General features: G+C 51.0%; 24 protein-coding genes. 21 read left to right on the top strand and 3 right to left on the bottom strand.

The window, feature by feature from the left end; translation table 11 throughout:
- The first annotated feature begins 139 nt into the window (after positions 1–139).
- The 9 genes from QYE77_RS03235 to trxA all read left to right on the top strand — a co-directional run bounded on the left by QYE77_RS03235 (position 140) and on the right by trxA (position 7,111).
- A complete protein-coding gene (locus QYE77_RS03235; protein WP_315623919.1) occupies positions 140–1,924 on the top strand; it encodes a serine/threonine-protein kinase in 1,785 nt (594 codons plus the stop codon).
- Positions 1,925–1,948: 24 nt separating this feature from the next.
- Positions 1,949–2,851, top strand: coding sequence for a PP2C family protein-serine/threonine phosphatase (locus QYE77_RS03230; RefSeq protein WP_315623918.1), 903 nt, complete (start codon positions 1,949–1,951; stop codon positions 2,849–2,851).
- A 9-nt stretch (positions 2,852–2,860) separates the two neighbouring features.
- Entirely contained in the window at positions 2,861–4,342 is a 1,482-nt protein-coding gene (locus QYE77_RS03225) for a DnaJ domain-containing protein (protein ID WP_315623917.1), read from the top strand.
- An 84-nt stretch (positions 4,343–4,426) separates the two neighbouring features.
- Positions 4,427–4,864, top strand: coding sequence for an FHA domain-containing protein (locus QYE77_RS03220; RefSeq protein WP_315623916.1), 438 nt, complete (start codon positions 4,427–4,429; stop codon positions 4,862–4,864).
- A gap of 11 nt (positions 4,865–4,875) precedes the next feature.
- Positions 4,876–5,115 carry a hypothetical protein gene (locus QYE77_RS03215; protein ID WP_315623915.1) on the top strand — a complete coding sequence of 80 codons (240 nt, stop codon included), beginning with the start codon at positions 4,876–4,878 and terminating at the stop codon, positions 5,113–5,115.
- Positions 5,116–5,122: 7 nt separating this feature from the next.
- Complete coding sequence (locus tag QYE77_RS03210; protein ID WP_315623914.1) at positions 5,123–5,875, top strand: response regulator transcription factor; 753 nt, start codon at positions 5,123–5,125, stop codon at positions 5,873–5,875.
- A gap of 79 nt (positions 5,876–5,954) precedes the next feature.
- Complete coding sequence (locus QYE77_RS03205) at positions 5,955–6,395, top strand: Hsp20/alpha crystallin family protein (RefSeq protein ID WP_315623913.1); 441 nt, start codon at positions 5,955–5,957, stop codon at positions 6,393–6,395.
- Positions 6,396–6,456: 61 nt separating this feature from the next.
- Entirely contained in the window at positions 6,457–6,660 is a 204-nt protein-coding gene (locus QYE77_RS03200) for an FmdB family zinc ribbon protein (protein WP_315623912.1), read from the top strand.
- A gap of 88 nt (positions 6,661–6,748) precedes the next feature.
- Positions 6,749–7,111: a thioredoxin gene (trxA, locus tag QYE77_RS03195; protein ID WP_315623911.1), complete on the top strand. Its 363-nt coding sequence runs from the start codon at positions 6,749–6,751 to the stop codon at positions 7,109–7,111.
- Positions 7,112–7,194: 83 nt separating this feature from the next.
- On the opposite strand, the gene murA is transcribed toward trxA, so the two are convergent.
- Positions 7,195–8,475: a UDP-N-acetylglucosamine 1-carboxyvinyltransferase gene (gene murA, locus QYE77_RS03190; protein WP_315623910.1), complete on the bottom strand. Its 1,281-nt coding sequence runs from the start codon at positions 8,473–8,475 to the stop codon at positions 7,195–7,197.
- A 108-nt stretch (positions 8,476–8,583) separates the two neighbouring features.
- Between murA and QYE77_RS03185 the strand changes: the two genes are divergently transcribed.
- From QYE77_RS03185 to ptsP, 11 genes are all read left to right on the top strand, one after another.
- Positions 8,584–10,569: a sigma-54-dependent Fis family transcriptional regulator gene (locus QYE77_RS03185; protein ID WP_315623909.1), complete on the top strand. Its 1,986-nt coding sequence runs from the start codon at positions 8,584–8,586 to the stop codon at positions 10,567–10,569.
- A gap of 362 nt (positions 10,570–10,931) precedes the next feature.
- On the top strand, positions 10,932–11,726 hold the full coding sequence (locus QYE77_RS03180) for an MIP/aquaporin family protein (protein WP_315623908.1): 795 nt from the start codon (positions 10,932–10,934) through the stop codon (positions 11,724–11,726).
- Positions 11,727–11,862: 136 nt separating this feature from the next.
- On the top strand, positions 11,863–12,864 hold the full coding sequence (gene dhaK, locus QYE77_RS03175; protein WP_315623907.1) for a dihydroxyacetone kinase subunit DhaK: 1,002 nt from the start codon (positions 11,863–11,865) through the stop codon (positions 12,862–12,864).
- 64 nt (positions 12,865–12,928) lie between these two features.
- Complete coding sequence (gene dhaL / locus QYE77_RS03170) at positions 12,929–13,564, top strand: dihydroxyacetone kinase subunit DhaL (RefSeq protein ID WP_315623906.1); 636 nt, start codon at positions 12,929–12,931, stop codon at positions 13,562–13,564.
- Between the two features lie 43 nt (positions 13,565–13,607).
- Positions 13,608–15,104 carry a glycerol kinase GlpK gene (gene glpK, locus QYE77_RS03165; RefSeq protein WP_315623905.1) on the top strand — a complete coding sequence of 499 codons (1,497 nt, stop codon included), beginning with the start codon at positions 13,608–13,610 and terminating at the stop codon, positions 15,102–15,104.
- A gap of 195 nt (positions 15,105–15,299) precedes the next feature.
- Entirely contained in the window at positions 15,300–15,545 is a 246-nt protein-coding gene (locus tag QYE77_RS03160) for a hypothetical protein (protein ID WP_315623904.1), read from the top strand.
- Positions 15,546–15,611: 66 nt separating this feature from the next.
- Positions 15,612–16,775: an FAD-dependent oxidoreductase gene (locus QYE77_RS03155; RefSeq protein ID WP_315623903.1), complete on the top strand. Its 1,164-nt coding sequence runs from the start codon at positions 15,612–15,614 to the stop codon at positions 16,773–16,775.
- Positions 16,776–16,814: 39 nt separating this feature from the next.
- Entirely contained in the window at positions 16,815–17,561 is a 747-nt protein-coding gene (locus tag QYE77_RS03150; RefSeq protein ID WP_315623902.1) for a succinate dehydrogenase/fumarate reductase iron-sulfur subunit, read from the top strand.
- Positions 17,562–17,582: 21 nt separating this feature from the next.
- Positions 17,583–17,978 (top strand): succinate dehydrogenase, cytochrome b556 subunit, encoded by a 396-nt coding sequence (gene sdhC / locus QYE77_RS03145; protein ID WP_315623901.1) that lies wholly within the window; start codon positions 17,583–17,585, stop codon positions 17,976–17,978.
- Between the two features lie 12 nt (positions 17,979–17,990).
- Positions 17,991–18,368 (top strand): succinate dehydrogenase/fumarate reductase transmembrane subunit, encoded by a 378-nt coding sequence (locus tag QYE77_RS03140; RefSeq protein ID WP_315623900.1) that lies wholly within the window; start codon positions 17,991–17,993, stop codon positions 18,366–18,368.
- 10 nt (positions 18,369–18,378) lie between these two features.
- A complete protein-coding gene (gene ptsP / locus QYE77_RS03135) occupies positions 18,379–20,916 on the top strand; it encodes a phosphoenolpyruvate--protein phosphotransferase (protein ID WP_315623899.1) in 2,538 nt (845 codons plus the stop codon).
- 3 nt (positions 20,917–20,919) lie between these two features.
- Here ptsP and QYE77_RS03130 read toward each other — a convergent pair whose 3' ends face one another.
- Positions 20,920–22,953: a thioredoxin domain-containing protein gene (locus QYE77_RS03130; protein WP_315623898.1), complete on the bottom strand. Its 2,034-nt coding sequence runs from the start codon at positions 22,951–22,953 to the stop codon at positions 20,920–20,922.
- A 161-nt stretch (positions 22,954–23,114) separates the two neighbouring features.
- Here QYE77_RS03130 and QYE77_RS03125 point away from each other — a divergent pair, with 161 nt between their 5' ends.
- The gene (locus QYE77_RS03125; RefSeq protein WP_315623897.1) at positions 23,115–24,245 is read left to right on the top strand and encodes a GNAT family N-acetyltransferase; all 1,131 of its coding nucleotides are present in this window, start codon (positions 23,115–23,117) and stop codon (positions 24,243–24,245) included.
- Here QYE77_RS03125 and QYE77_RS03120 read toward each other — a convergent pair.
- Positions 24,227–25,402 (bottom strand): ArnT family glycosyltransferase, encoded by a 1,176-nt coding sequence (locus QYE77_RS03120; protein WP_315623896.1) that lies wholly within the window; start codon positions 25,400–25,402, stop codon positions 24,227–24,229. The genes QYE77_RS03125 and QYE77_RS03120 overlap by 19 nt on opposite strands.
- Between the last annotated feature and the right edge of the window lie 148 nt (positions 25,403–25,550).

Here is a 25,550-nt window from a genome sequence, read left to right as displayed (position 1 = left end):
ATATAATAGATAAAAACATTTTCCAGTTTATCGGGGCTCGAGGGAGGCAACTCTGGAAACTCAACGCATTACTCAAAATTTTAGCGGCGGTGGGGCAAATCGCCAACTTCCTCCCGGTTATGTGCTTGTTGATCGGTACTTGATTCAAGAAGTGATTGGTGTGGGAGGAATGGGCTCAGTTTATCGAGCTCGTGATTTACACTTTCCTAATGTGGTCAAGATTGTTGCGGTTAAAGAGATGATCAATCAGGCGCGCGATCCTATGGTGCGCCAAACCATTTTGCACAATTTTGAGCGTGAGGCAAATTTACTGGTTACGCTAAATCATGTTGCCATTCCTAAAATTTTCGATTATTTTACCCATGACGAACGTTCTTACTTGGTCTTGGAGTATATCAATGGAAAAGATTTGGAAGCCATCTTAAATGAGACAGAGGGTTTCCTCCCAGAGGATCAGGTTGTTAAATGGGCGATTGAGATTTGTGACGTCTTGGATTATCTCCATAACCACAAACCCGAGCCGATCATCTTTCGGGACATGAAGCCTTCCAATGTCATGATTAATCATAATGGGCACGTGATGCTGATTGATTTTGGTATTGCCAAAATCTTCCGTGAAGGTCAAAAAGGCACGATGATTGGCACAGAAGGTTATAGTCCACCCGAACAATATCGAGGTGAGGCAACGCCTGTAGCTGATATTTACGCTCTCGGTGCAACACTACACCATCTACTGACAAAACGCGATCCGCGACTAGAACCTCCCTTCTCATTTTCCGAACGCCCAATCCGCAAGATAAACCCCAGTGTTTCGCCGGAATTGGAGGCAGTCATTAATACTGCGCTCCAATACAACCCCACAGATCGCTTTCCTTCTGCGATTGCAATGAAAGAAGCCTTGCTCGCCGTTGCGCGCAAGACGGGGATCCTCTCCCGCATCACATTACCCGTAACAATGAAAGAGGAAAAAATCAAACCGTTGTGGGTGTTTAAGTGTGAGGATGAGGTGAGAGGATCGCCGTTTTACGATAATGGGGTAATTTACATTGGCTCATATGATAATAATCTGTATGCTTTGGATGCAACCAAAGGGGAATTTCATTGGAAGTTTCCCACTGAAGGTGCTATTGTCGGCCGGCCAATCGTTTATCAGGATATGGTGCTAATTGGCTCTAAAGATTCTAATTTATATTGCATCTCGGCTAAAACCGGAAAGCTTCTATGGAATCATAAAACAGATGGGGCTATTCATAGTTCCCCACGGGTGGGTGAGGGACACGTTTTCTTCGGTAGCGATGATGGCTACTTATATGCGATTAACCTGACTTCTGGACGTCGAGCATGGCGTCTTGATGCGGGTGAAGCGATTCGCTCGACGCCCTTTTTGACCAATGAATTTATTTACTTTGGTACTGAGGCTGGTGACTTCTTGTGTGTGGATTATCGGGGGCAAATTAAGTGGCGCTTTCGCGCCAAACGGGCGATCACCTCTTCGCCAACCGTGACCCAAGGTATGGTGTACTTTACGTCGCTAGACGCGTCGTTTTATGCCCTGGATTCAAAATCGGGTTGGATGATTTGGCGTTTTCGCATGGGCAAGGGCTCTGTGTCCTCACCCTGTCGTGTAGATAACTTTGTGTTCGCAGGTTCTGCCGATGGATTTATCTACTGCCTGGACGCCAATACATCTAAAGAAATCTGGCGTTTCCAAACCGATCACCAGGTTAGCGGTTCTCCTGTGATCTACAAAGATAGTTTATATTGTGGCTCGGCAGATGGGAATCTCTATTGTTTAGACTATAAGACAGGGAAATTACGCTGGAAGTTTGCGACTGACGGCCCGATTACAGGTACACCTATGGCTTTTAATAATGTGATTTATTTTGGCTCGGCGGATCATATGGTTTATGCATTGCTTGCCTGATCCCAACTTCGGCGGGAGGAAGAGGTGATCAAATTTTTAGAACGTTTACTTAATCGGCAAAAACCGAAACCCTCAGGAAATGAGAGCGGATTTGTTCAAACTGCTCCCTTGTCCGAAGAGCAATTACAACCAGTTACAGTAATGCCATTAGTTATAGAACCGGCTCATTTACTAGTCGGGGTCGGACAATCGGTGGGCAAGCAACGTGAGCGAAATGAGGATGCCCTCTTTTCACTCTCCTCAATTTTATCCGATGGAAACGTAGAATTGCCTTTTGGGGTTTTCATCGTTGCAGATGGGATGGGGGGGCATGAACATGGCGAGATAGCCAGCGGTGTGGCGGTACGAGCCATGGCTGAATTTATTTTGTCGCGTTCTTATCTACCCTTTTTATCCATGGAAGACCGCCAGCGCAGCAGTTTGCAAGAGGTGATGGAAAATGGTGTTGTTCAGGCTCAACAGGCAGTGGTTAGGTATGCGCCAGGTGGGGGGACGACGCTAACGGCTGCCTTGGTTGTGGGTGAGCAAGTCACTTTGGCCCACGTTGGGGATAGCAGGGCTTATTTCGTTTATCCTGATGGCCGAATGCAGGTTGTTACGCAAGACCATTCTTTAGTGCATCGTTTAGTGGAATTGGGGCAACTTTCAGAGCAGGAAGCGCAGGTTCATCCTCAAAGGAATGTGCTCTATCGTGCTTTGGGGCAATCTGAACCCTTTCGACCGGATATACACACCCATCCAATGCCTCGCCCGGGCTTTTTGCTTATATGTAGTGATGGGCTATGGGGGGTGCTCTCTGAGAAAGAAATGTTTCAAATTATCACTAGTGCACGCAACCCAGCCATAGCGTGCAAGAACTTGGTAGATGCAGCAAATGCGGCTGGTGGACCAGATAATATCAGCGTTATTTTAGTTCAATACCTTTAACAGTGGATTATGACGACAGGGATAGCCGAGTACTATAATCTCCTACGAGTTCCCATAGATGCAACGGCAGAAGAAATACGTTCAGCCTATTTTGCTGCAACTCGTGCTTATCATCCCGATGTTAATCCTGCACCGGAAGCGCGCCAGCTATTTATACGGGTACAGGAAGCTTATGAAGTGCTATCGAATCCTCAACGGCGTGCTACTTATGACGCGAATATTCCGTCAGACCTTCGCAAGCCCCCACCTGTTGCCTTAGAATGGATACTGAGCCGCACGATTATTCCACGACTGAATGAACCACAATTGATCTACCTCATGTTAGATCTAAGGGTTACCACAACTTTAGATCCGACCGTAGGCCCGCCTGTCCATATTTGCTTAGTAGTTGACCGCTCGACTTCAATGCGGGGTGAGCGGATCGAGATGGTTAAGCAGGGCATTGGATACTTGGTCCGTAACCTAAGACCTAATGATTTAATCTCACTAATTGCATTTGGTGATCGTGCAGAGGTCATTCTTCATGCTACCCCTATTCAACATCAGATTGATATCCTACACGCCGTTAACCAGTTACAGGTTAGTGGAGGTACTGAAATTCTACGTGGAATTGAAATGGCGGTTAACCTTTCTCGCTACGCTAACCATTTGAACAACACGAGCACCCAAATTTGGTTGATTACCGATGGACATACTTATGGCGACGAGCAGGCAAGCATTGAATTGGCGGCGAGTGCACGCCAAGAGGGAATTACTATCAATGCCTTTGGAATTGGGGAGGACTGGAACGATGACTTTCTAGACGCTCTTACAAGCATTGCGGGTGGAAGTGCTCATTATATTCAACATGTAGAGGATCTGTACCTGTGTTTTGAACGCAAAGGCAGAAGTACTAAGCAAACCTTTGCACGAGGATTAGAACTCCACTTCACAAACAATTCGGGAATCAACATCCGCTATGCGTTTAAATTGGGAGATGAGGTGGCACCTCTGGTCGTTGAGCCGCCAATGCCCTTGGGGGATCTGTATTATGATCAAAAAATGAATGTTGTGATGGAGTTATTAATTCCGCAATTGTCTCCAGAGATCACCGAGATTTATCTTCTGCGTGGTAAGCTAACAATGGAGATTCCATCTCTGGAAGCGCGCTTTTGGCGCATTCCCTTTTCGGTTGCTTGTGAAGTCGGTGATGAGGTGGAATCTGTTCCTGTTCCAGAAATCCTTCTTCAGTCTTTATCGCGCTTGACACTTTACCGTATGCAAGAGAGAGCACGTCAGGAAATTTCGGTGGGAGAAATTTCTCGAGCGGCCCGACGTTTACAATATTTAGCGACCCATCTACTGGCGAAAGGTGAACGGGCGTTGGCCCGCACCGTGCTGTTAGAAGCTGAACATTTACATCGTACACACCAGTTGAGTGGTGAGCGTGGAAAACAAATCAAGTATGGCACGCGATCTCTTCTCATGTTGCCCGAACCACGTAAGGAATAGGCTATGATCACCTGTCCAAATTGTCATCATCAGGAATTGCCAGGCGCACTATTTTGCAGTGAATGTGGAGCCCAACTTGTGGTCATGGATCGTAGCGCAACCCAGACCTTTAATATGGTGCAATCTGATTATTTTGAGAGAAAACGCTCTAAGCCGTTATCTCCCGTTATAGAAAAGGGAGAAAGTCCGGCAACTGCGACGGCAGTAGCCCTGCGTATTGTAGACTCGGATGAAATCATTCACTTGGGTGGGCGATCAGAGGTTACGCTGGGGCGGGTTGTGGAGGGACAGCCAATCTTGCCAGACATTGATTTGAGCCCTTATGAGGCATATACCCAAGGAGTTTCACGTTTGCATGCGGCGATAAAGATTACCCCCCAGCGCGTCTCGATTATGGACTTAGGATCCTCTAATGGCACACGGGTCAATGGTCAGAAAATTATGCCTCATGTAGAATATCCACTAAACGATCATGACATTGTTGCACTCGGTAAATTGAAAATCCAGGTTATCATTCAATAGGCGAGGAAACCATGCCAAGTGTTATCATCCACCTGAATAATGAAGATCCAGTGTTGGGTGAAATTGATGCCCTGCCTTCCCCGACTGACTATTTGATCATTGTCAAGAACCCTCGCAAGCGGGATGGTAAGGATCTTCACTATATCGAGGCGAATGTTACCACGGTGATCTGGCCGGTGAGCCGGATCAATTTCATTGAAGTGTTGCCTGCAGCCGAAGAAGAGGAAGTGATTTCTTTTGTGAGGGAGTGATATATTTATGACTGATACCAGTCTAAGAGACCGCCTAATCCTCGTGGTTGATGACGAGGAAAAAATGGCGCGTTTTATTCGGCTTAACCTGGAGCATGATGGCTTTCGGGTGGTAGAAGCCCACCGTGGTGAGGAAGCAATCCGTGTATTACGTGATGCGCTACCAGATCTGGTTATTTTAGATGTGATGTTACCAGATATGGATGGATTCGAGGTATTACAATTGATCCGTGAAATCAGTCAAGTGCCGGTCATCATGGTCACGGCCAAGGGTGAGGAGGAAGACAGAATTCGGGGTTTGGAGCTTGGTGCCGATGATTACGTGACCAAACCTTTCAGCCCGCGCGAGTTAGTCAGCCGGGTTCGGGCGGTGTTACGGCGCACCGAGATGGCCAGCCCAATTTCCAAAGAAGTGGTCGAGGTGGACGACCGCCTGAAAATTGACTTTGGACGTCGCGAAGTATGGGTAGAGGGCAAACTGGTCAAATTGCGTCCCACCGAGTACCGTTTGCTCTATCATCTGGTACAGAATGCCGGGTGGGTGCTTTCCTATGATCAAATTCTCGCCAAAGTATGGGGGTATGAATATCGTGATGAACCCCATTATGTGCGCCTTTATGTTAACTATCTCCGTCAGAAAATTGAAAAAGATCCCGCAAATCCCAAATATATCCTGACCGAACGCGGTGTGGGATATCGGTTTGTGGATTTTCGGCGCCAGAAACCAAGCGAAGCAAGCCAGGAATCTACAAAAAATTGATATTTCTCTAGTAAAAATCTTATGCATCGGGCTTATTTTAAAAGGTGTCATCAAAACCTTCTTGGTTGGGAGGTGGACGATGGCAAACCTGATGGTCTTTGATCCTATGCGTGAACTGGCTGCTTTGCGCTCGACCATGGATCAACTCTTTGATGACCTCTTCACCCGGCAGGTAGATTGGCTGCGGGGTACCGACTGGATGGCGGTGGACATGTATCAGACCGATAACGATATAGTGGTCAAAGCCTCTATTCCTGGCGTAAAGCCCGAGGATGTTCATGTAACAGTCAACAACAATGTGTTGACAATCTCGGGTGAAGTAAAACAGGAAGAAGAGGTCAAGAACGCAGTTTATCATCTGCGCGAACGTCGCTATGGGACGTACACCCGCAGCATTACATTACCGGTGCCGGTGGAGGTTGATAAAGCCAAAGCCGAATATGAGAACGGCGTGCTAACTCTGACCTTGCCCAAGGCCGAAGCAGTGCGACCGAAGACCATTACTGTAAAGGCGAAATAAGTTACGAGATGCAGCCGCCTCACTAGAGGCGGCTGAAAACCTCTTGGATAAGGAGGTCAAGATGCCAGTTTATCAATATGTGTGCGAGGAGTGTGGGCAACCCTTTGAGTATTTTGCCCATTTTTCCCAAAACGGACGCATTCCGCAATGTCCGCAGGGACATCTTCGCGTGCGTAAAGTGTATCAGGCGCCTGCCGTGATCTTTAAAGGGAGCGGTTGGTACAGTACCGATCATCGGCCCAAGCCGTCTGCTGAAGAGAAATAAATCGTCGTAACTACCTTGACTTTTAGAGCCATTAAATTGTGATATACTAAACCCGATTTACTTTTGGGTATGAAGGGAGAACGTTAGAATGATTGATTCACCAATTCATGTGACTGATGCAGCGTTTGAGAAAACGGTGTTGCAATCAGCCTTACCGGTAGTGGTTGATTTCTGGGCTCCGTGGTGTGGTCCTTGCCGCCTGATTGCCCCGGCACTGGAAAAAATTGCAAAAGACTATGCCGGTAAATTGATTGTTGCCAAGGTTAACACCGACGAGAATCCGGAGTGGGCGACGCGTTTTGGCGTGCAGGGAATTCCTACCTTGCTTTTTGTCGCCAATGGTAAGGTCATCCATCGTCAGGTGGGGGCATTACCGGAGGGAATGCTTCGAGATGTAGTAGAGCAATTTCTGGATGTGGTACAAACGGCTTCGGCCCAATCCAAATCCTGATTGTAATAACCCATGAAAGTAAAAAAAAACCCGGGCGTGCACGCCCGGGTTTTTTGTTACCTGGTTTTGAATGTGTGCTGAACTTATTCGCGAACGCGTTGAATGTGGGCGCCAAGCGAAGCCAGTTTTTCATCCACCCGCTCGTAGCCGCGATCAATTTGTCCGATATTGCGGATGACCGAGGTGCCGCGGGCAGATAAAGCGGCTAGCACCAGCGCCATGCCGGCGCGAATATCTGGGCTCTCCAGCTTTTCGCCATATAACTCGGTAGGCCCTTGCACAATGCAGCGATGCGGGTCGCAGAGGACGATTTGAGCGCCCATGCTGACTAATTTATCCGTGAAAAACATGCGACTGGGATACATCCAGTCGTGGAAGAGTACCGTGCCCTTGGATTGGGTGGCAACGACCAGGGCGATGCTCATCAGGTCGGTAGGGAAAGCCGGCCAGGGCATGACACTGATCTCGGGAATAGCCCCTCCCAAGTCGGGCTCGATGGTGAGGCGTTGCTCGCGGGGGACAAAAATATCCTCGCCGCGCACTTCCCAATGGACCCCAAGGCGTCCAAATACCAATTGGATCATGTCCAGGTATTCCGGGCCTGCTTTGCGGATGGTGATTTCACCACGTGTTACGGCTGCAGCGCCGATAAACGAGACGACCTCAAGATAATCCGGACCTATGGTGAATTCACCACCATGTAAGCGTTCCACGCCAGTAATGTGTAGGGTGTTAGAGCCAATGTTTTCTATTTTTGCCCCCAATAAGTTCAAGAAGTGACACAATTCCTGGATATGGGGTTCAGATGCCGCATTGCGAATGACGCTTTCTCCCTTAGCCATAACAGCAGCCATGATGGCGTTTTCGGTTGCGGTAACGCTAGCCTCATCGAGCAGGATATTGGCTCCGCGCAGACCGCTGGCACGAAAGTAGAAATAACGATCATAAGAGACATCTACACCGAGTTTTTTTAGGGCTAAAAGATGGGTATCAACCCGGCGACGCCCGATGACGTCGCCACCGGGCGGGGGGAGGCGTAATTCACCGGAGCGAGCGCTCATTGGACCAGCGAGCAAAATAGAGGCGCGTATCTTGCGGCACAAATCGGGATCAAGATCTGCCGGCCGCACCTCCTTGGCTTGAATTTTCCACGTATGTTCATCGAGGTCGGTAAACTCCACCCCCAAAGACTCAAGTAATGCGCGCATAGTACGCACATCTAAGATATTGGGAACGTTGTGTAAGATGACCGGTTCATCGGTGAGTAAACAGGCGGCCATGAGAGGGAGGGCAGCGTTCTTGTTCCCGGAGGGCGTTACTTCTCCGAATAGAGGAAAACCACCTTCGATGATAAATTTTTCCATTGCCACCTCCATAGTTATTATATCCATACCTTTGGTGATATGACGAGTTTTTGCTACAATAGGAATCGGTGGGGATTGGAATGGTGAGGAGATGAATGAGGCGCTGGAATGGACCGAACGACCAAAGAACAACTTTATGATGCGTGGCATACATTTATAACCCGGCATATTATTCTGCCCCAGGTGCGACCGATTATTGCTACCTCGTGGCAAAGATGCTGGGCGCGGGTGGATCCATATGCCTTGCTCAAGCCTCCGCGGTTATCGGATCAGCATCTATTTTCTATGCAGGTTAATCACTTTGAATTAATGGCCATTGCCCGACCTGTGATGGAGGACATTTATCAGTATATCGAAAACTCAAATTCGGTAGTGCTATTTGCAAACAGCGTTGGTTACTTGCTTGATCGCGTGGGTGATCCGGGTATGCTGGCCACGTTGGAGAGCCTCCAAATCGTTCCGGGGGCATTGCTGGCTGAAAGTGAATTGGGCACAAATGCAATTGGGGTGGCGTTGCTTGAGCGCGAACCCCTACAAGTCGTCGGATATGAGCATTTCTCGCAGCCGTTGCATGATTTTGGTTGGGCGGCGGCACCGGTTTTTGATATTAGTGGCAAGTTGTTAGGAGCATTGGGAATTGCCACCCGAGTGAGCAACTTCCATCCTTATGCTTTAGGCTTGGTGGTGGCAGGCGCACGGGCAATAGAAGCACAGCGCCAATCGGATCAGTTATTGGAAGAGCAAAATAGCCAATTAGCCGGTATCAATGCCGTTCTCTCCGGAATCAACGAGGGAATACTGGTTTGGAACACGGATGGGGTTGTGATTCATGCTAATCCAGCGGCAGCAGAGATCCTCAAGGTGGCTCCGGAAACGCTAATGGGCTCGCATTTGGACGCCTTTGTCAAACTTCCTCCCTATGTGTTAGATGCATTACATCGGCAAATTCCGATTTCTGATTTGGAAGTCAATCTTTCGGTTTTGGGTGAAACGATCTCGTGTTTGCTTAGCCTGCAATATGTGCGCGGGCGGCGTGGCATACGGGCGATTTTAGCCATTCTGCGCCCGCTGAAGACTCTCCGCGAATATGTACAGCGTCAGGTCGGCTCGCCAACGTTTGATCTCCAAAATCTGGTAGGCGAATCACCTGCGATTCGCCGTGTGCGGCGCTTAGCGCGTAGCGCGGCGGCAGCGCGAGGTTGCGTGTTGATACGGGGTGAAAGCGGGACGGGTAAAAATCTGCTTGCACGTGCTATTCACTATCATAGTCCGCGTAGTCATGGCCCGTTTGTGGTCTTTGCCTGCACTGCTGTGCCGAGTGAATTGGTGCTCCCTGAGTTGTTAGGGGTTGAGCGGGGAGTGGGGGAGGGAGTCTCCCATGCCAGTAAGTTTGAATTAGCGGATGGAGGTACGCTTTTCTTCCAGGATGTGGACGCCTTGCCCCTGGAGGCTCAATCGGTTTTATTGAATTACCTTGAACTGGGGATTATACAGCGCATTGGCAGTCGTAAGCCCGTTGAAGTGGATGTGCGTATCATTGCCTCCAGTTCAGCAGATTTAGAGCATTTGGTGGCTGAAGGTAACTTTCGGGCCGATCTGTTTTACCGCTTGAGCCTATTTGAAATTGTGTTGCCTCCATTACGTGAACGCAAGCAGGATTTAGAGTTATTGATTGAGCAGATCCTGCAACGCCTGGCCCGGCAATTGGGACATCCCCTTAGCCTGAGCCGTGAGACCCTTGGAATACTCCGGTCTCATTCCTGGCCGGGGAACGTACGGGAATTGGAATCGGTCCTGACGAGAGCCGCGGTACAGGCAAGTCCCGGGCATCTCATCTTACCGGTTCATTTGCCCCCATTACAAACAGGTGTGGAAATGGGTAACAAGGTGTGGACTCGTCATTTGCCGCCCCTTGAGGAAATCGAACGGCAGGCAATTCTCCAAGCCGCGCAGCAGTGTCACGGAAATGTTTCTCAAATGGCTCGGCTGTTAGGTGTGGGGCGGACAACACTATGGCGTCATTTGCGACGAATGAACATTTCACTGGATGCCTATCGTGAAGATGGCGGTCAAGGGAGTAGTGTTTCAAATTGAAACACATTGCCAAAATATTGTTTCAAAATGATACATTAAAAATACGTTAAGTTGACAGGTGGGCTGAAAGTCTTACAATGAATTGTGATGTCTTACGCAATGTGGCTTTATGAGCGGTGGGTGATAACCGCAAACCCTATGCTAATGGCATGGGGAACCGTGTGTGATTTAGTCTTTTCTTCCCGTGCGCAAAAAATACCGCCATTAGGTTAGACCCGATAGGCGGTATTTTTGCGAGACCCATTGATTGTTGGTTTCACAAATTTCATACCAAAGGAGGTGAACGGAGAAATAAGCGAAGCCGTAGTCTGTTGCCCCGTCTATTCTATTCTTCAAATCCTTTATGAAAGGAGAGGTCCGACATGAAATCCAAAGGTTTAGGCGAGTTTCTGGGCGAAGTCATTGGTACTTTCACCCTGATCTTGCTGGGTGATGGTGTGGTTGCCAATGTGGGGCTTGCCCCGCGGTTGGCTGCACCAGCCTATAACTGGAACACCATCACCATCGGCTGGGCCTTCGCAGTCATTGTTGCGGTTTATGTTGCGGGTGGCGTCTCGGGTGCCCATCTTAATCCGGCAGTGACCATCGCCTTGGCGGTCAAGCGCGGTTTCCCCTGGTCTAAAGTACCCACTTACATCTTAGGGCAATTGGTGGGTGCTTTCCTGGGTGCGTTGGGTGTGTACCTGGTTTACCGTGAGGGCTTGGTTGCGGCGGGCATGCCCAACGTGTGGTGCACCGGCCCCGGGTCGGTCTTCGGTCAGGCCTTCTGGGGTGGCCAGGGTGCTGCGGCGCAAGGGTCCTACTCGCTGCTGAACGCCAGCATCGCGGAAATTTTTGGCACGATGGTGCTGCTCTTTGGTGTGCTGGCGAGTGGTGATCAGCGCAACCTGGGCTTGAAATTCAACCTGGGCCCCTTCCTGGTTGGCGGTACGGTACTCTCGGTCGGTCTGAGCCTGGGCGGCCCGAGTGGATACGCCATCAACCCGGCCCGTGACCTTGGTCCGCGCATCTTCGGCGCGCTGGCTGGGACACAGGGCCTCTTCGATGGTTCCTACTGGATTGTGGCGCCGGTGATTATGCCGATCATCGGTGGTATCTTGGGCGTGCTGCTCTATGATTGGTTCGTGAGCGCCTTCCTGCCCGAGAAGAGCGAGTAATTCATTCTCATACGAGTGGGCCTACCCCTTGGGTGGGGTGGGCCCACCTCAATTGAGCATTACTATGGGTAGGTGTGGATGGTGCGCCGGATCGAAAAGTTGCATCAGCCACTGATGGGTAGAAAGGAAGTGAGGTATGAAGAAGTTAATCAATAAACCCGAAGATGTCGTTCGTGAAGAACTGGAAGGTATGGCACTTGCCCACCCCGATCTGATCCGGGTGCATTTTGATCCCAACTATATTGTGCGCGCCGATGCGCCGGTCAAAGGAAAAGTGGGTGTGCTATCGGGTGGCGGTTCAGGCCATGAACCAATGCATGGGGGATTCGTCGGCATCGGCATGCTGGACGCGGCTTGCCCGGGTGCAGTGTTTACTTCCCCAACGCCGGATCAGATGCTTGAGGCAACGAAGGCCATCAACGGTGGGGCTGGTGTGTTGCATATCGTTAAGAACTACACCGGCGACATTATGAACTTCGAGATGGCTGCCGACCTCGCCCGCGCCGAAGGGATCGAAGTGGAATCGGTGATCATTGATGACGATGTAGCCGTTCAGGACAGCCTCTATACGGCCGGTCGCCGTGGCGTGGGGAGCACCGTTTTGGCCGAGAAATTGTGCGGTGCAGCGGCTGAGCAAGGGCGCTCACTCAAAGAGGTGGCCGATGTTTGTCGCAAGGTCAAGGACTGGGGACGCAGCATGGGAATGGCGCTGACCTCATGCACGGTCCCGCATGTGGGTCGGCCCACGTTTGATTTACCCGAAGATGAAATGGAAATCGGGATCGGTATCCACGGCGAGCCGGGGCGAACGCGCATGAAACTTAAACCGGCAGATGAGATTGTGGAAATGCTGATGGAACCGATCATCAAGGATATCCCCTACAAACCGGGTGACGAGGTGTTACTCTTCGTCAACGGAATGGGTGGGACACCGCTCATCGAGTTGTACATTGTCTATCGCAAGGCGCATCAGATCGCGACCCAACATGGTCTGAAGGTTGTGCGCAACCTGATTGGCTCCTATATCACCAGCCTGGAGATGGCCGGCACCTCGATCACATTACTCAAGATGGATGAGGACATGATCAAGTTGTGGGATGCACCGGTCAAGACGCCGGGCTTGCGCTGGGGCATGTAATTTCTACCATCAAGACTTGCCGGGGTTTTGCCATGCGTGAACCCCGGCCATAACGGAGCGTCGTATGGTCATTACTCGGGATAAAGTGTTGGAGTGGATAAAGCGTTACGCTGATCTTCTGGCGGAGAATCGCGATTATTTGACCCAACTGGATGCCGCTATCGGTGATGCCGATCATGGGGCAAATATGGATCGCGGCTTCAAAGCGGTGTTGAATAAAATGCCAGAACTTGCCGATAAGGACATAGGCACGATCCTCAAAACGGTAGGAATGACCCTGCTGGCTACCGTGGGTGGCGCCGGTGGTCCGCTTTACGGCACGTTTTTCCTCCAGGCTGGAATGAAGACCACGGGTAAGATGGAGTTAACCCTAGAGGACTGGGTCAACGCTCTGGAAGCGGGTATCACCGGGGTCAAGAACCGAGGGAAAGCCGAACTGGGGGATAAGACCATGATTGATGCTCTGGTGCCAGCCTGGAATGCGCTCAAACAGGCCGCCGATAACGGCAATAACTTAAGCGAGGCCCTGGATCGCTGTGCCCGGGCTGCCGAAGAAGGGATGAAAGCCACAATACCGCTTGTTGCGCGCAAAGGTCGTGCCAGTTATTTGGGTGAGCGCAGTGCAGGACATCAGGACCCAGGAGCAACCTCATCCTATCTTATGTTGCGAGCGGCCGCCGAAGTCTGGCGTGACGCGTAAACAATTGTCTCAAACCCAAATCTAAAACTTCAGGAGGTGTGGTATGGCCAAGTATGCTGCCGCGATTGATCAGGGTACGACCAGTACTCGCTTCATGATCTTCGACCACAGCGGCAACGTGGTAGGTGTTGATCAGAAAGAACATGAGCAGATTTACCCCAAGCCGGGTTGGGTCGAACACGACCCGATGGAAATCTGGACGCGCACTCAGGAAGTCATTGAAGGGGCGCTGCGCAAGAGCGGTGTAGATCCTAAGGACATTGCTGCAGTTGGCGTGACCAATCAGCGCGAAACCACCATCGTGTGGGAAAAAGCGACCGGAAAACCGGTGTATAACGCAATCGTATGGCAGGACACCCGCACTGATAAGATCTGCAACGAGTTGGCAGCCGATGGTGGCCAGGATCGCTTCCGCCCCAAGACCGGTCTACCGCTAGCCACCTATTTCTCGGGCCCCAAGATCAAATGGATCTTGGATAATGTACCGGGTGTTCGCGAGAAAGCCGAGAAAGGTGAGGTCATCTTTGGAAACATTGATACCTGGGTGATCTGGAACCTGACCGGTGGTCCGAAGGGTGGTGTGCATGTAACAGATGTTTCTAACGCCTCGCGCACCATGTTAATGAACCTGGAGACCCTGGATTGGGATGATGAAATCCTGGGAATCCTGGGCATCCCACGCGCGATGCTGCCGGCGATTCGCCCATCTTCCGAAGTTTACGGGTATGCCAAGGGCTTGCTCGAGGGCATCCCGGTCGCAGGTGACTTGGGTGACCAGCAAGCAGCGCTCTTCGGTCAGGCCTGCTATAGCCCTGGCGAAGCCAAGAACACCTATGGCACCGGCTGCTTCATGCTGTTGAACACCGGCACCCGCCCCGTGCCCAGCAAGAGCGGTTTGCTAACCACGCTAGCCTACAAGATCGGCAATCAGCCGGCGGTTTATGCGTTGGAAGGCTCGATTGCCATCACCGGAGCCTTGGTACAGTGGCTGCGCGATAACCTGAAGATGATCGAGTCCTCAAAGGATGTAGAAGCGTTAGCCCGCACCGTGGAGGACAATGGTGGCATTTACTTCGTGCCGGCGTTCTCTGGCCTCTTCGCGCCCTATTGGCGCAGCGATGCCCGCGGCGTGATTGTGGGCCTGACCCGCTACATCAACCGCGGTCACATTGCTCGGGCTGCGTTGGAGGCCACGGCTTACCAGACCCGTGAGGTGTTGGACGCGATGAACGCCGACTCTGGCGTGCCGCTAACTGCCCTCAAGGTGGATGGTGGTATGGTCTACAACGAGTTGCTGATGCAGTTCCAGGCGGATATCCTGGGTGTGCCCGTCATTCGCCCGAAGGTCGCTGAAACCACTTCCCTTGGTGCAGCGTATGCGGCGGGTATGGCGGTTGGGTTCTGGACCAACTTCGATGAATTGCGCGCGAACTGGCAGGTGGACAAGGTCTGGAATCCGCAGATGAGCCCTGAAGAACGCGAACGGCTCTATGCCGGTTGGAAGAAAGCCGTCCAGCGCACCTTTGGGTGGGTCGAATAATCTCATTTGATGTTGGTTGGGGGCAGGGTTTCCCTGCCCCCAAACCTGTGATCATAAGGTGTAGGGCGGTGGGGTCAAGAGGGCAGGGCGCCGGATTGACCGTAAACCGCTCTTTGTATGCCTCTAAAGCGGGTGATTTTTTGAAGTTGCAATGTTAAATAATGATAAAATTCACAGATAGTCGGATGGTGCCTAATGAGCAAAAAGAAAAAACGCCAGGTCGAATCGGATCCTTTTGCTACCGGTCAACCTTGGCTATCTATGAAAAGTGCAATTATTACCATGGCTGTGGTAAGTGTCTTGATGGTGGCATGGGTAACCTGGCAGGGTTCTTATTCAAAACCTTTGGGTGAGAGTTTATTATGGGGTTTGGTATTTGGCGGCAGTATATGGATCGTGTTTTTGTTATTCTTGTTGATTCATCGTCTCTTCCGCCGCTAGTGATCAGGATTCATGGATGAGATGAGTTTTTAACAAGGAACTTTAACCCAGGATAGGAGCGTTTCTATGAGCCAATATCACGCGATCGTCATAGGTGCCGGGTTTACCGGCGTAGCGATTGCCCATGATCTGGCCCTACGTGGGTTTCGGGTTACGGTGGTGGAACGGGGGCCAATTGCCAACGGTACCTCGGGACGAACCCATGGTCTGTTACACTCCGGGGCTCGCTACGCGGTGAATGATCAGGAGTCAGCCATTGAGTGTATCCAGGAGAATCAAATTTTGCGCTTGATTGTCCCCGATGCTATTGAGCCAAACGGCGGTCTTTTCATCGCGGTGGATGAAAGCGATTTGGAGTATCGCGAGAAGTTTATTAAGGGCTGCGAGGAGTGCAAAATCCCGATTCGAGAATTGACGCCTAAGGAAGCCCTGCGGATTGAGCCCAACCTGAACCCCAAATTGCTAACCGCCTTCACCGTGCCTGATGGAACGTTTGATCCCTTGCGCCTGGCATTAGCCTTTGCGGCAACCGCGAAATCTAATGGCGCAGTTTTCCATCTCTACACCGATGTGGTGGACTTACTGACCGATGGACAGGGGAATATTAAGGGGGTGAAGGTTTGGAATCGGGCTGCGGATAAACGCTTCGAGATTGAAGGGGATATCGTGGTCAATGCCACCGGAGCATGGGTGGGCCAAATTACCTCCATGGCTGGTATCCGGGTACCGATTGCCCCAACGCCGGGGGTCATGGTTGCTTATGATAAACGTCTAACCCAACGGGCTATCAACCGTTTGAATAAACCCGGCGATGGCGATATTGTGCTACCGCAGCGGCGGATGATGGTCGTTGGAACCACGTCGTTCTCGATCGAAGACCCCGACTATGTCCCTGTGCTACCGGATCATGTGGCCTTGATGATCGAGCGCGGTTCGGAATTGATCCCTGCCCTTCGCCAGACCAAGGAGCGAGGGGCTTACATGGCTACTCGTCCATTGATTGGGAGCGGTGCACCCGGCCGAAGCATTTCACGTACCTTCAAAGCCTATGATCACAAAGAGACCGACAACGTTGAAGGATTGGTTACTATTACAGGCGGAAAGGCAACCACCTTGCGCCTGATGGCGGAGAAAACAGTGGATTTGGTATGCAAGAAACTTGGTGTCAATGCGCCTTGCACTACTGCGGAGACACCGCTGATATCCTATCGTAAATTCTTCGTCAATTAGTTGGCTGCACTAACCCAAACCTTTGCCCGGAGCACACCTATGAGCGAAGAAAAGTGGACGGTAAATTTTGTGGTGTATCGCAAGAAAGGGGAGGGAGAACCCCATTATCAGACGTTTACGCTTGAGGTCAGCCCAGATGAGTATGTGATTGATGGGGTTGAACGTATCTGGGCTTTCCATGATCGTTCGCTGGTTTTTGCCCATGCCTGTCATCATTCCACCTGTGGTGCCTGTGGTATGCGGGTGAACGGGGTGGAAAAGTTGACCTGCATCACCCGTATTCGGGATGTTACCACCAACGGCGGCACATTGCGGATTGAACCGTTGCGCAATTTTCCGGTGATCAGCGATTTGGTGGTGGATATGAGCCGGCTATATGTGGGGATGGATAAAGTGCATGCGCCCGCGGTTCATCCTCTTTCAATGGCACCGTTGGAAGGAGAGGGCATTAAGCCCCCACGTGAAGTCCCCATGGATGATGGCAAGGAATATCTGCGTTTGGCAGATTGCATTGAGTGTGGTTTGTGCATCAGTGCGTGTCCGATAGCCGGTACGGCTGAGGAATACCTTGGACCGGCCGTTCTAGCGGCGGCTCAATTACAAGGGCTTAATCGTGCACCGGATCTAACTGCGATAGTGGATTGCGTGGATGGGGTGTGGCGTTGCCATAGCGCTTATGAGTGCACGGCAGTCTGTCCTTCCAATGTAGATCCGGGTTGGCGGATCATGGATTTGCGACGACAAGTTTTGGCCCAACGCATCCGACGTTGGTTTGGAGCAGCCTAATCCAAGAGGAGGAGAGTCAACATGGAAAATCCGGAAAAGAAACCCAACACCCGGGGCATTTGGGATTGGTTTGACCCACGCGGGCGAAAGGTTGGTGGATGGGGGTTCATCCTCAACCGCTTATCGGCGATTGGGCTGACCGTGTATCTTTACCTTCACTTGGTGATGTTAGGAAAATTGGCTCAAGGCCCAGAGGCTTATGATTCGTTTATCGCTTTTGCCAAACAGCCGCTGATCCTCTTTGGTGAAATTCTGGTGATTATTGGGGGGCTTTATCATGGCCTCAATGGGATACGCATTGCTTTGAACAGTTTTGGGGTAGGTGTCAATGCCCAAAAGCAGTTGCTTTATGGTGTATTAACGCTCACCATCGTGGGGTCGTTGATCTTTGGGCTGCGCATGATTGCAGCGCATTGATGAGGAGGCGCTATGCAAAATACAATTTCCCAACCCAAAGCCGGTGAAAGTTATCTTTTGTGGTTTATTAAGATTGTGTCCGGTTTATTGATTGTGGTGATTCTGTTTATCCATTTTCTGGTCAATCACTATCTGGCGCCTGAAGGATTGCTCTCACACGCGGAGGTCGTGGCTTATTATCGCAACTACCCCATTGTGCCTATAATGGAGGGGTTCTTCCTGGTTTTTGTGGTATCCCATTCTTTAATCGGTACCCGCAGTATTCTACTGGATTTGAACCCCAAGAAGGCCGTGATGCGTATCATCGACGCATTGTTAGTCCTCATTGGGTTGGTGGCTACGGGCTACGGGATTTGGTTATTATTTGCAGTTATTAACTGGGGGGCTTAGAGCACCTCATATGGTAAGCCTGGTATTGGTCTCACATAGCAAGGCGTTGGCCGAGTCGTTAGAGGGCTTAATTCGGCAAATGGCGGGGGAGACGCTGAAAATTGGCGTTGCCGCAGGTGCCGGACCTGATCATAATGAGTTCGGCACCGATGCCACCGACATTGCGCGCGTGATCACCGAGGTGGATAGCCCGGATGGCATCCTGGTGCTAATGGATCTGGGGAGTGCTATCCTGAGTGCGGAGATGGCTTTGGAATTAATCCCCCCTGAGGTACGTCAGCGGGTGCGTTTTTGCCCCGGCCCACTTGTCGAAGGAGGAATTGCTGCAGGTGTCCAGGCCAGCTTAGGCAGTGACATCGAGACCGTGTGCCAGGAAGCTCACCGTGCCCTGCAGCCCAAAGCCGAGCAACTCGAAGGAGGCCCTGAGGCTATACCACCTGCTGAAACGATTACCCCCACCCAAGAGGGGCAGGACTATCAACAGGTTGAAGTTGTGCTCAAAAACGCCCACGGTCTCCATGCCCGTCCTGCAGCGCGGTTTGTTCAACTAGCTTCAAAGTTTGATGCTGAAATTCTGGTCACCAATCTAACCAACCAAAAAGGCCCCGTTTCGGCCAAAAGCCTTAATGCATTAGCAACGCTGGGAGCACTGCGGGATCATCGCATTCGCATCATGGCGCGGGGTAAACAGGCCACCGAGGCGCTGGAGGCATTACGCAGGTTAGTCGAGGAACGCTTTGGTGAGCCGGCTGGCGTTCTCGCTGAACCGAAGGCGATTTCTATGCCGCCGAAAGTGCCAGAAGGCGAAGCCGTTGCCCAAGAAGGCCACGGGATTTTAGTGGGGCTTCCGGTTTCGGATGGGGTGGCTGTTGCCCCGCTCTACCACTATGAATCTTTGCCACCGGTAATACCCACCGAGGATGCTGCTGATCCCGAAGCCGAATGGAAACGATTACAGGAGGCAATAGGGAAAGTTCGGCACGCCATCCAAATGCGCCATAAGGAAATGCTAGCGCGCGTTGGTGCGGAAGAAGCGGCGATATTCGAGGCCCATGTCCTTTTACTAGATGACCCCGATTTGTTACAACCAGCGCGGCAGTTGATTTTTGATCAGCGTTATAACGCGGCACGGGCTTGGAAAAGCAGTGTTGAGGCTGTGGTGGCTCAGTATCAGCGTTTGGAAGATCCTTATCTGCGCCAGCGCGCCCTGGATGTGCAGGATGTGGGAAATCAAGTGTTGCGTGCGCTTTCCGGAGAAATCCACGAGAAAGTGATCTTTGAGCATCCGGTCATCCTTGTTGCCGATGAGTTGACTCCCACAGAAACTGCTCAATTGGATCTTGAGCACATCCAGGGGATTGTTACACTGAGCGGGGGACCCACCTCACACAGTGCCATATTGGCCCGTTCGCTGGGGATTCCTGCGGTCACCGGTTTGTCACCAACGATTAAGCGCTTGCGGCAAAACACCCTCTTGGGTTTAGATGGTTTTCAAGGGCGCGTTTGGGTTGAGCCCGCTGAGGAAGTGCAGCGCGAATTGGAGACTAAGCGCAAACGTTGGCTTGAGGAACGTCAGAAGCTTCAAGAGACCAGCCTGCAACCCGCCATGACCCGCGATGGTTTGCGGATAGAAGTGGTAGCAAACGCGGGTAATCTTGCCGACGCCCAACTGGCGGCTAAAAACGGGGCTGAGGGAGTTGGCTTACTTCGCACCGAGTTCCTTTTTCTAACCCGACAAACGCCCCCCTCAGAAGAGGAACAATTTCAAGCCATTCGGGATATTGGGCTTGCGCTGAAAGGTAAACCAGTTATTGTGCGTACGCTTGATGTGGGAGGGGATAAGCCCTTACCGTATATTCCAATGGAGCCTGAAGCTAATCCCTTCCTAGGGGTCCGAGCATTGCGTTTATCGCTCCAGCAACCCGACTTATTCCGAACCCAGTTACGCGCAATTCTGCGCGCAGGCGCTATAACGCCCTTGAGGATTATGTTCCCTATGGTAGCCAGTTTGGAAGAGGTGGAGCAAGCGCGTGAATTTCTCGCGCAGGTTCATAACGAATTGGCGCAAGAGGGGATTGCACATGCCTGGCCGATTGATACCGGGATTATGGTTGAAATCCCCTCGGCGGCGATAAAGGCGGATGCCCTGGCGCCTGTGGTGGATTTTTTCAGCATCGGCACCAATGATCTCACCCAATATACCCTGGCGGCTGAGCGCGGAAACCCTCGTTTGGCTTATCTGGCGGATGCGCTTCATCCGGCAGTGTTGCGATTAATCGAGGAGGTGGTACAAGCAGCGCACGCAGCGGGCAAATGGGTTGGTGTTTGCGGTGAATTGGCTGGTGAACCCGAAGCCGTGCCAATTTTGGTGGGATTGGGTGTGGACGAATTAAGTATTAACCCCGCGGGTATTCCCAAGGTAAAAGCGCTGATCCGAGCGATGGCGTCAAGCGACGCACAGGTGCTGAGCAAAAAAGCGCTGGCGTGTGCCAAGGCTGCTGAGGTGCGTAAATTATCTACGGAGTTTCTAAACACACTGCAGGGTTGAGGCTTAGATAAGTTCTACAAAGTCTTCGAATGAGGTAATTGGTCGTAGGCACACGAAGCGATCACACATAAACACGGTTACCGGGGTTTCTGAAGGGGGGAGATGAGCCCTTACTAAATATGGTGCGTCTGGGGCCGGTGGGATTGCGCTCCCCGCTAATATCGTGCGCGGGCGGTAGTGGCGATGAAGGTATCGCAAATAGGGCTTTACCTTTTGGAAATCGTGCCATAAAAAAGCAATTTGCTGTACCGGCCCTTGGGCAATGTCTATACTGCGCAGGAAGGCGGCAAACCCTAGGGGATAGCGTTGGCATGCTGTGCTAATCCAAGATAAATTGTTCTGTGCCAGGCTGTACCACGAATCTCGTTGTTCCAAAAGGGAGAGGGTTAAAAGGGCTTGTATGGCGAGCGCGTTGCCGGATGGGGTGGCACTATCCTGAATCTCTTTCGACCGCAGGGGGAGGGTGGTATCATCAAATGGGGTATCAAAGAATCCACCTGATGTATCTTGGAAGAGGTGGATCATTTCCTCGGCAAGATTTATCGCCCATTTGAACCAGGCGGTGTCAAAGTCGGATTGATACAGTTCGAGCAGAGCGAGGATTAGAGCGGCATAATCCTCTAGACGGGCGTAGGGCCCCAGCGCGCCTTGTCGCCATAAACGGTGGAGGCGCTGTTCCCGATAGAGTTCATTCAGGATGAAATTGGCGGCATTTTGAGCGGCGGACAAATAGCGGGGGTCTTCCAAGTGGCGGCCTGCTAGAGCAAAAGCACGAATGGCTAACGCATTCCAGGCCACGATGATTTTGTCATCTGTGGCTGGGCGGATACGACGTTGCCGTTGCTGGAAGAGGGGTGAGATCATTTCAGTAACCATGGGCAAGACATCAGAGAGGGGGAGATTTTGACGCTGAGCGAGTTCTGACCATGTCAATTGGGCTTTTAGAACGATTTTCCCATCATGGATTACAGTATCGTCAAGGCGAAAGGTTTGAGTAAATTGCTCCCAAACGTTCGTTTCACCTAGAAGGGTTTTGAGTTCGTCTATTGCCCAGGTGTAGAATTTGCCCTCTTCACCTTCCGAGTCGGCATCTAGGCTGGAATAAAACCCTCCCGAAGGATGCGTTAATTCATTCAGGATAAAATCAAGCGTGCGTTCGGTAATAAAGCGGAAAACCTCATCCTGAGTGAGCAAGTAGCCCTGGAGATAAACCGTGGCTAATTGAGCGTTGTCATAAAGCATTTTTTCAAAATGGGGAATGCACCACTCAGCGTCGGTGCTGTAACGATGGAAACCACCCCCAATGAGGTCAAAAATTCCCCCGTTTGCCATCGCGTGGAGTGCATGGGTGGCGAGGGATAATGCCCGTTTATTTCCACGGGTGGCCTGAGTGAAAAGGAATTCAATTGCCAGTGGCTGGGGGAATTTGGGTGCGCGTCCCCATCCCCCATGGTGCCAGTCGTAGGTTCGTTCGAGTTCACTTGTGGCGGCAGTAAGCGCGATTTCGAGATCTGTGGGGAGCGGGGAAGGTTGCCAAGTGTGGGTTTGACGCAAATGTTCATATACCTTTTTGGCCAAGGTTTGTATACTTTCGCGATCCTGTTCCCAAGAGAGGTGGACGGCTTGTAAGACTTGTAAAAACGAGGGTAAGCCGTAGCGAGGCACGGGCGGAAAATACGTCCCGCCGTAGAACGGTTCTAATTCGGGAGTGAGGAAGACCGAGAGTGGCCATCCCCCTTGTCCGGACATGGCTATGACGGCGTTCATATAGAGGGTATCCACATCGGGATGTTCCTCACGGTCTACTTTGATGGGGACAAAGTGAGAGTTTAGATAAGCGGCAATCTGCTCATTCTCGAAACATTCGTGAGCCATCACGTGGCACCAATGGCATGCGGCATAGCCAATGCTAAGAAAAATGGGCTTATCCTCGCGGCGTGCCTTAGCAATAGCCTCTTCGCCCCAAGGATACCAATCAACGGGGTTATTGGCGTGTTGCAAGAGATAAGGAGATGCTGAACGTTGCAAGCGGTTCATCGGATTGTCCACCGTGAAGAAATATGACTAGACTTGTCATGATTATAACCAGAAAACCTTGTAAAGGATCTTGGGTTGTAACAATATGAAACCCTCTTGCCATTATTAAAAATGAGGGTATACTGAAAACCATCTCATCCTTTATACCCAAGCGAGGTCTTATGGCGATCCAAGTTGAATTGTTGGATACGGCGAACAAGGCTCAAGTTGAGGCATTTGTGCGCTTTCCCTTTAAGATCTACAAAGATTGCCCACAATGGGTACCGCCAATTTTGAGCGATATTCGGCTCATGCTTAACCGCAACAAGCATCCGTTTTATGAGCACTCGGATGCGGATTTCTTTGTGGCCAAGCGCGATGGGGAAATTGTGGGGCGTATTGCTGTGATGGAAAATCGCCCCTATAACCAGTATCATGGCACCCAGCAGGCTCAGTTCTATCTCTTTGAGACGATTGAAGATTTGGAGGTGGCACAGGCTTTGTTTGAACGAGCCTACGAGTGGGCACGCCAACGCGGTCTGAACGAAATTGTTGGGCCAAAGGGATTCAGCCCGTTCGATGGGTATGGGATTCTGGTCGAAGGGTTCGAACACCGTCAGATGATGACCATGATGAATTACAACCCACCCTATTACCCGCAATTCATGGAGGCTTTGGGATTTCAAAAAGAGGTGGACTTTGTCTCGTGCTACTTGCATCGAACCAATTTTGTCTTGCCCGAAAAGGTAAAAGAGGTAGCCAAACGGGTTCAGGAGCGGGGGTATTTTGAAGTCAAGAGTTTTGAGACGAAGAGCGAATTACGCCAGTGGGCTAAAAAAATCGGCAAAGCCTATAACGAAACTTTTATCAACAATTGGGAGTATTATCCACTGACCGAGCGGGAGATTGATTTTGTCGTAGATACGCTTATCACCGTAGCCAATCCTCGTTTGATCAAAATTATCCTAAGCAAGGATAAAGTGGTTGGCTTTTTATTTGGTTTCCCAGATGTATCCGAGGCTTTACAGCGTGCCCGAGGCCGACTGACTCCATGGGCTATCGTGGATTTGCTGTTAGAAATGCGGCGAACCAAGTGGGTATCGTTGAACGGAGCGGGGGTATTACCCGAATATCATGGGCGTGGTGGCAATGCGCTACTCTATGCTGAAATGCAGAAAACAGTTCTTGATTTTGGGTTTGAGCATGCTGAACTGACTCAGGTAGCCGAGTCGGCAGTGCAAATGCGTAAGGATCTCATTACAATCGGAGGTAAAGCATACAAGAATCATCGGGTTTACTTCCGCCATATTTGATCAGAGGCGCGATAAAGAATCTCAATTAGGCTGTCCAAGCCCAATGACGCCCACAAGACGAAATACGGGATCAATGGGATGTAGTACCGTTGAAACGTAAGCGGTAGCCAGCCAAGAATAAAGGCGCTTTGGAGGAGTGTGCCTCCGATCAAAACCAGGAGGGGCTTACGCGCGGAGGGGAGGGTGTGGTGTTGCCTTAGGGGGAACGAAAACATCCCCAGTGTGGTCAGAGAGAGCAAAAACCCTCCCCCTAACAATCCCCTTAGGGCATGGTGGATTGGGGAGGCCAGGTAACGCTGATAGGATGTTTCTAGAACCTCGGCGTAGTTGGCGGCTTCGCTGGTTTGGGGTGGGGCAAAAAAGACCTGAAGCAGTAGGTTCCGAATCCGATCCGGAAATGACGTTGCAACCAGCAGAGGATTTGCGTTGGTAAAGTCGGTGATTTGGGCGGAAAGCAGGCGCTCGCGGGCCGCGATGGCTTCTTTTAGTGTTTGGAAGGGATATTTCCAAAGCACGGGGTTTAGCGCCAGACTGAGTAGAATGAAGGTAATCAAAACGATTGCTGTTATTCTTAATCGAGATCTGAGTGGGTTGTCTTGGGGTTTTTGAAACCATAAAACCAATAAGGCAAGTAATAATAAGGGGAGCGTGGTGTATTTTGCATTGAAGGCCAGTCCCGCGCACAATCCAATCAACCAGGGATTAACTTTGGGTTGGCTTAGAAGCCATAATGTGAAAGTACTCCATGCTAATAAGGGGCCTTCTGCCATGGCGCGGCGTGTATGGAGGAGAACCAAAGCATTGCTGCTCAATAACGCAAAAGCGATCCAAGCGCTGCGGTATCCCCCGAGGTCTTTTCCTAATTTCCAAATGCTAACAAGCGATAATGGTAATAGCAGTGTGATTCCCAAGCGAGCCACAAATAGGCTATCAGATGTTGGTAACGCACCCGTAAGGATGTTATTCGCCCAACCCTCGCTCCAATTCCAGTCGTGAACGGGGGCGGGATTTTGAGTTAATGCGAGCCAGAAGCCAAGCCAAAGTCGGGTGAAGGGAGGGTCGAGAAGACGATACGCAACTCGATCAATGATAGGAATACCAGGTTGCCAGGCGAGATCCCATGGGTTGCGCAATTGGATAAGCCAATCTTGACTCATGTAAAGCTGAGTACTTTCATCGGGGTGAAATGGCACTTCTGAAATTCCAAGCGTATAAAATAAAGTGACTAGAGCGATGGCACAAAATAAGGCTATGGCTTCTAAGTGGGTTTGCAACCATAATCTAATGCGATTTAACCAATTCCGA

It is taken from the genome of Thermanaerothrix solaris, assembly GCF_032334255.1.
GTDB classification, from domain to species: domain Bacteria; phylum Chloroflexota; class Anaerolineae; order Anaerolineales; family Anaerolineaceae; genus Thermanaerothrix; species Thermanaerothrix solaris.
The sequence above is the reverse complement of the archived record's forward strand: the minus strand, read 5'-3'. Positions and strand labels throughout refer to the sequence as shown.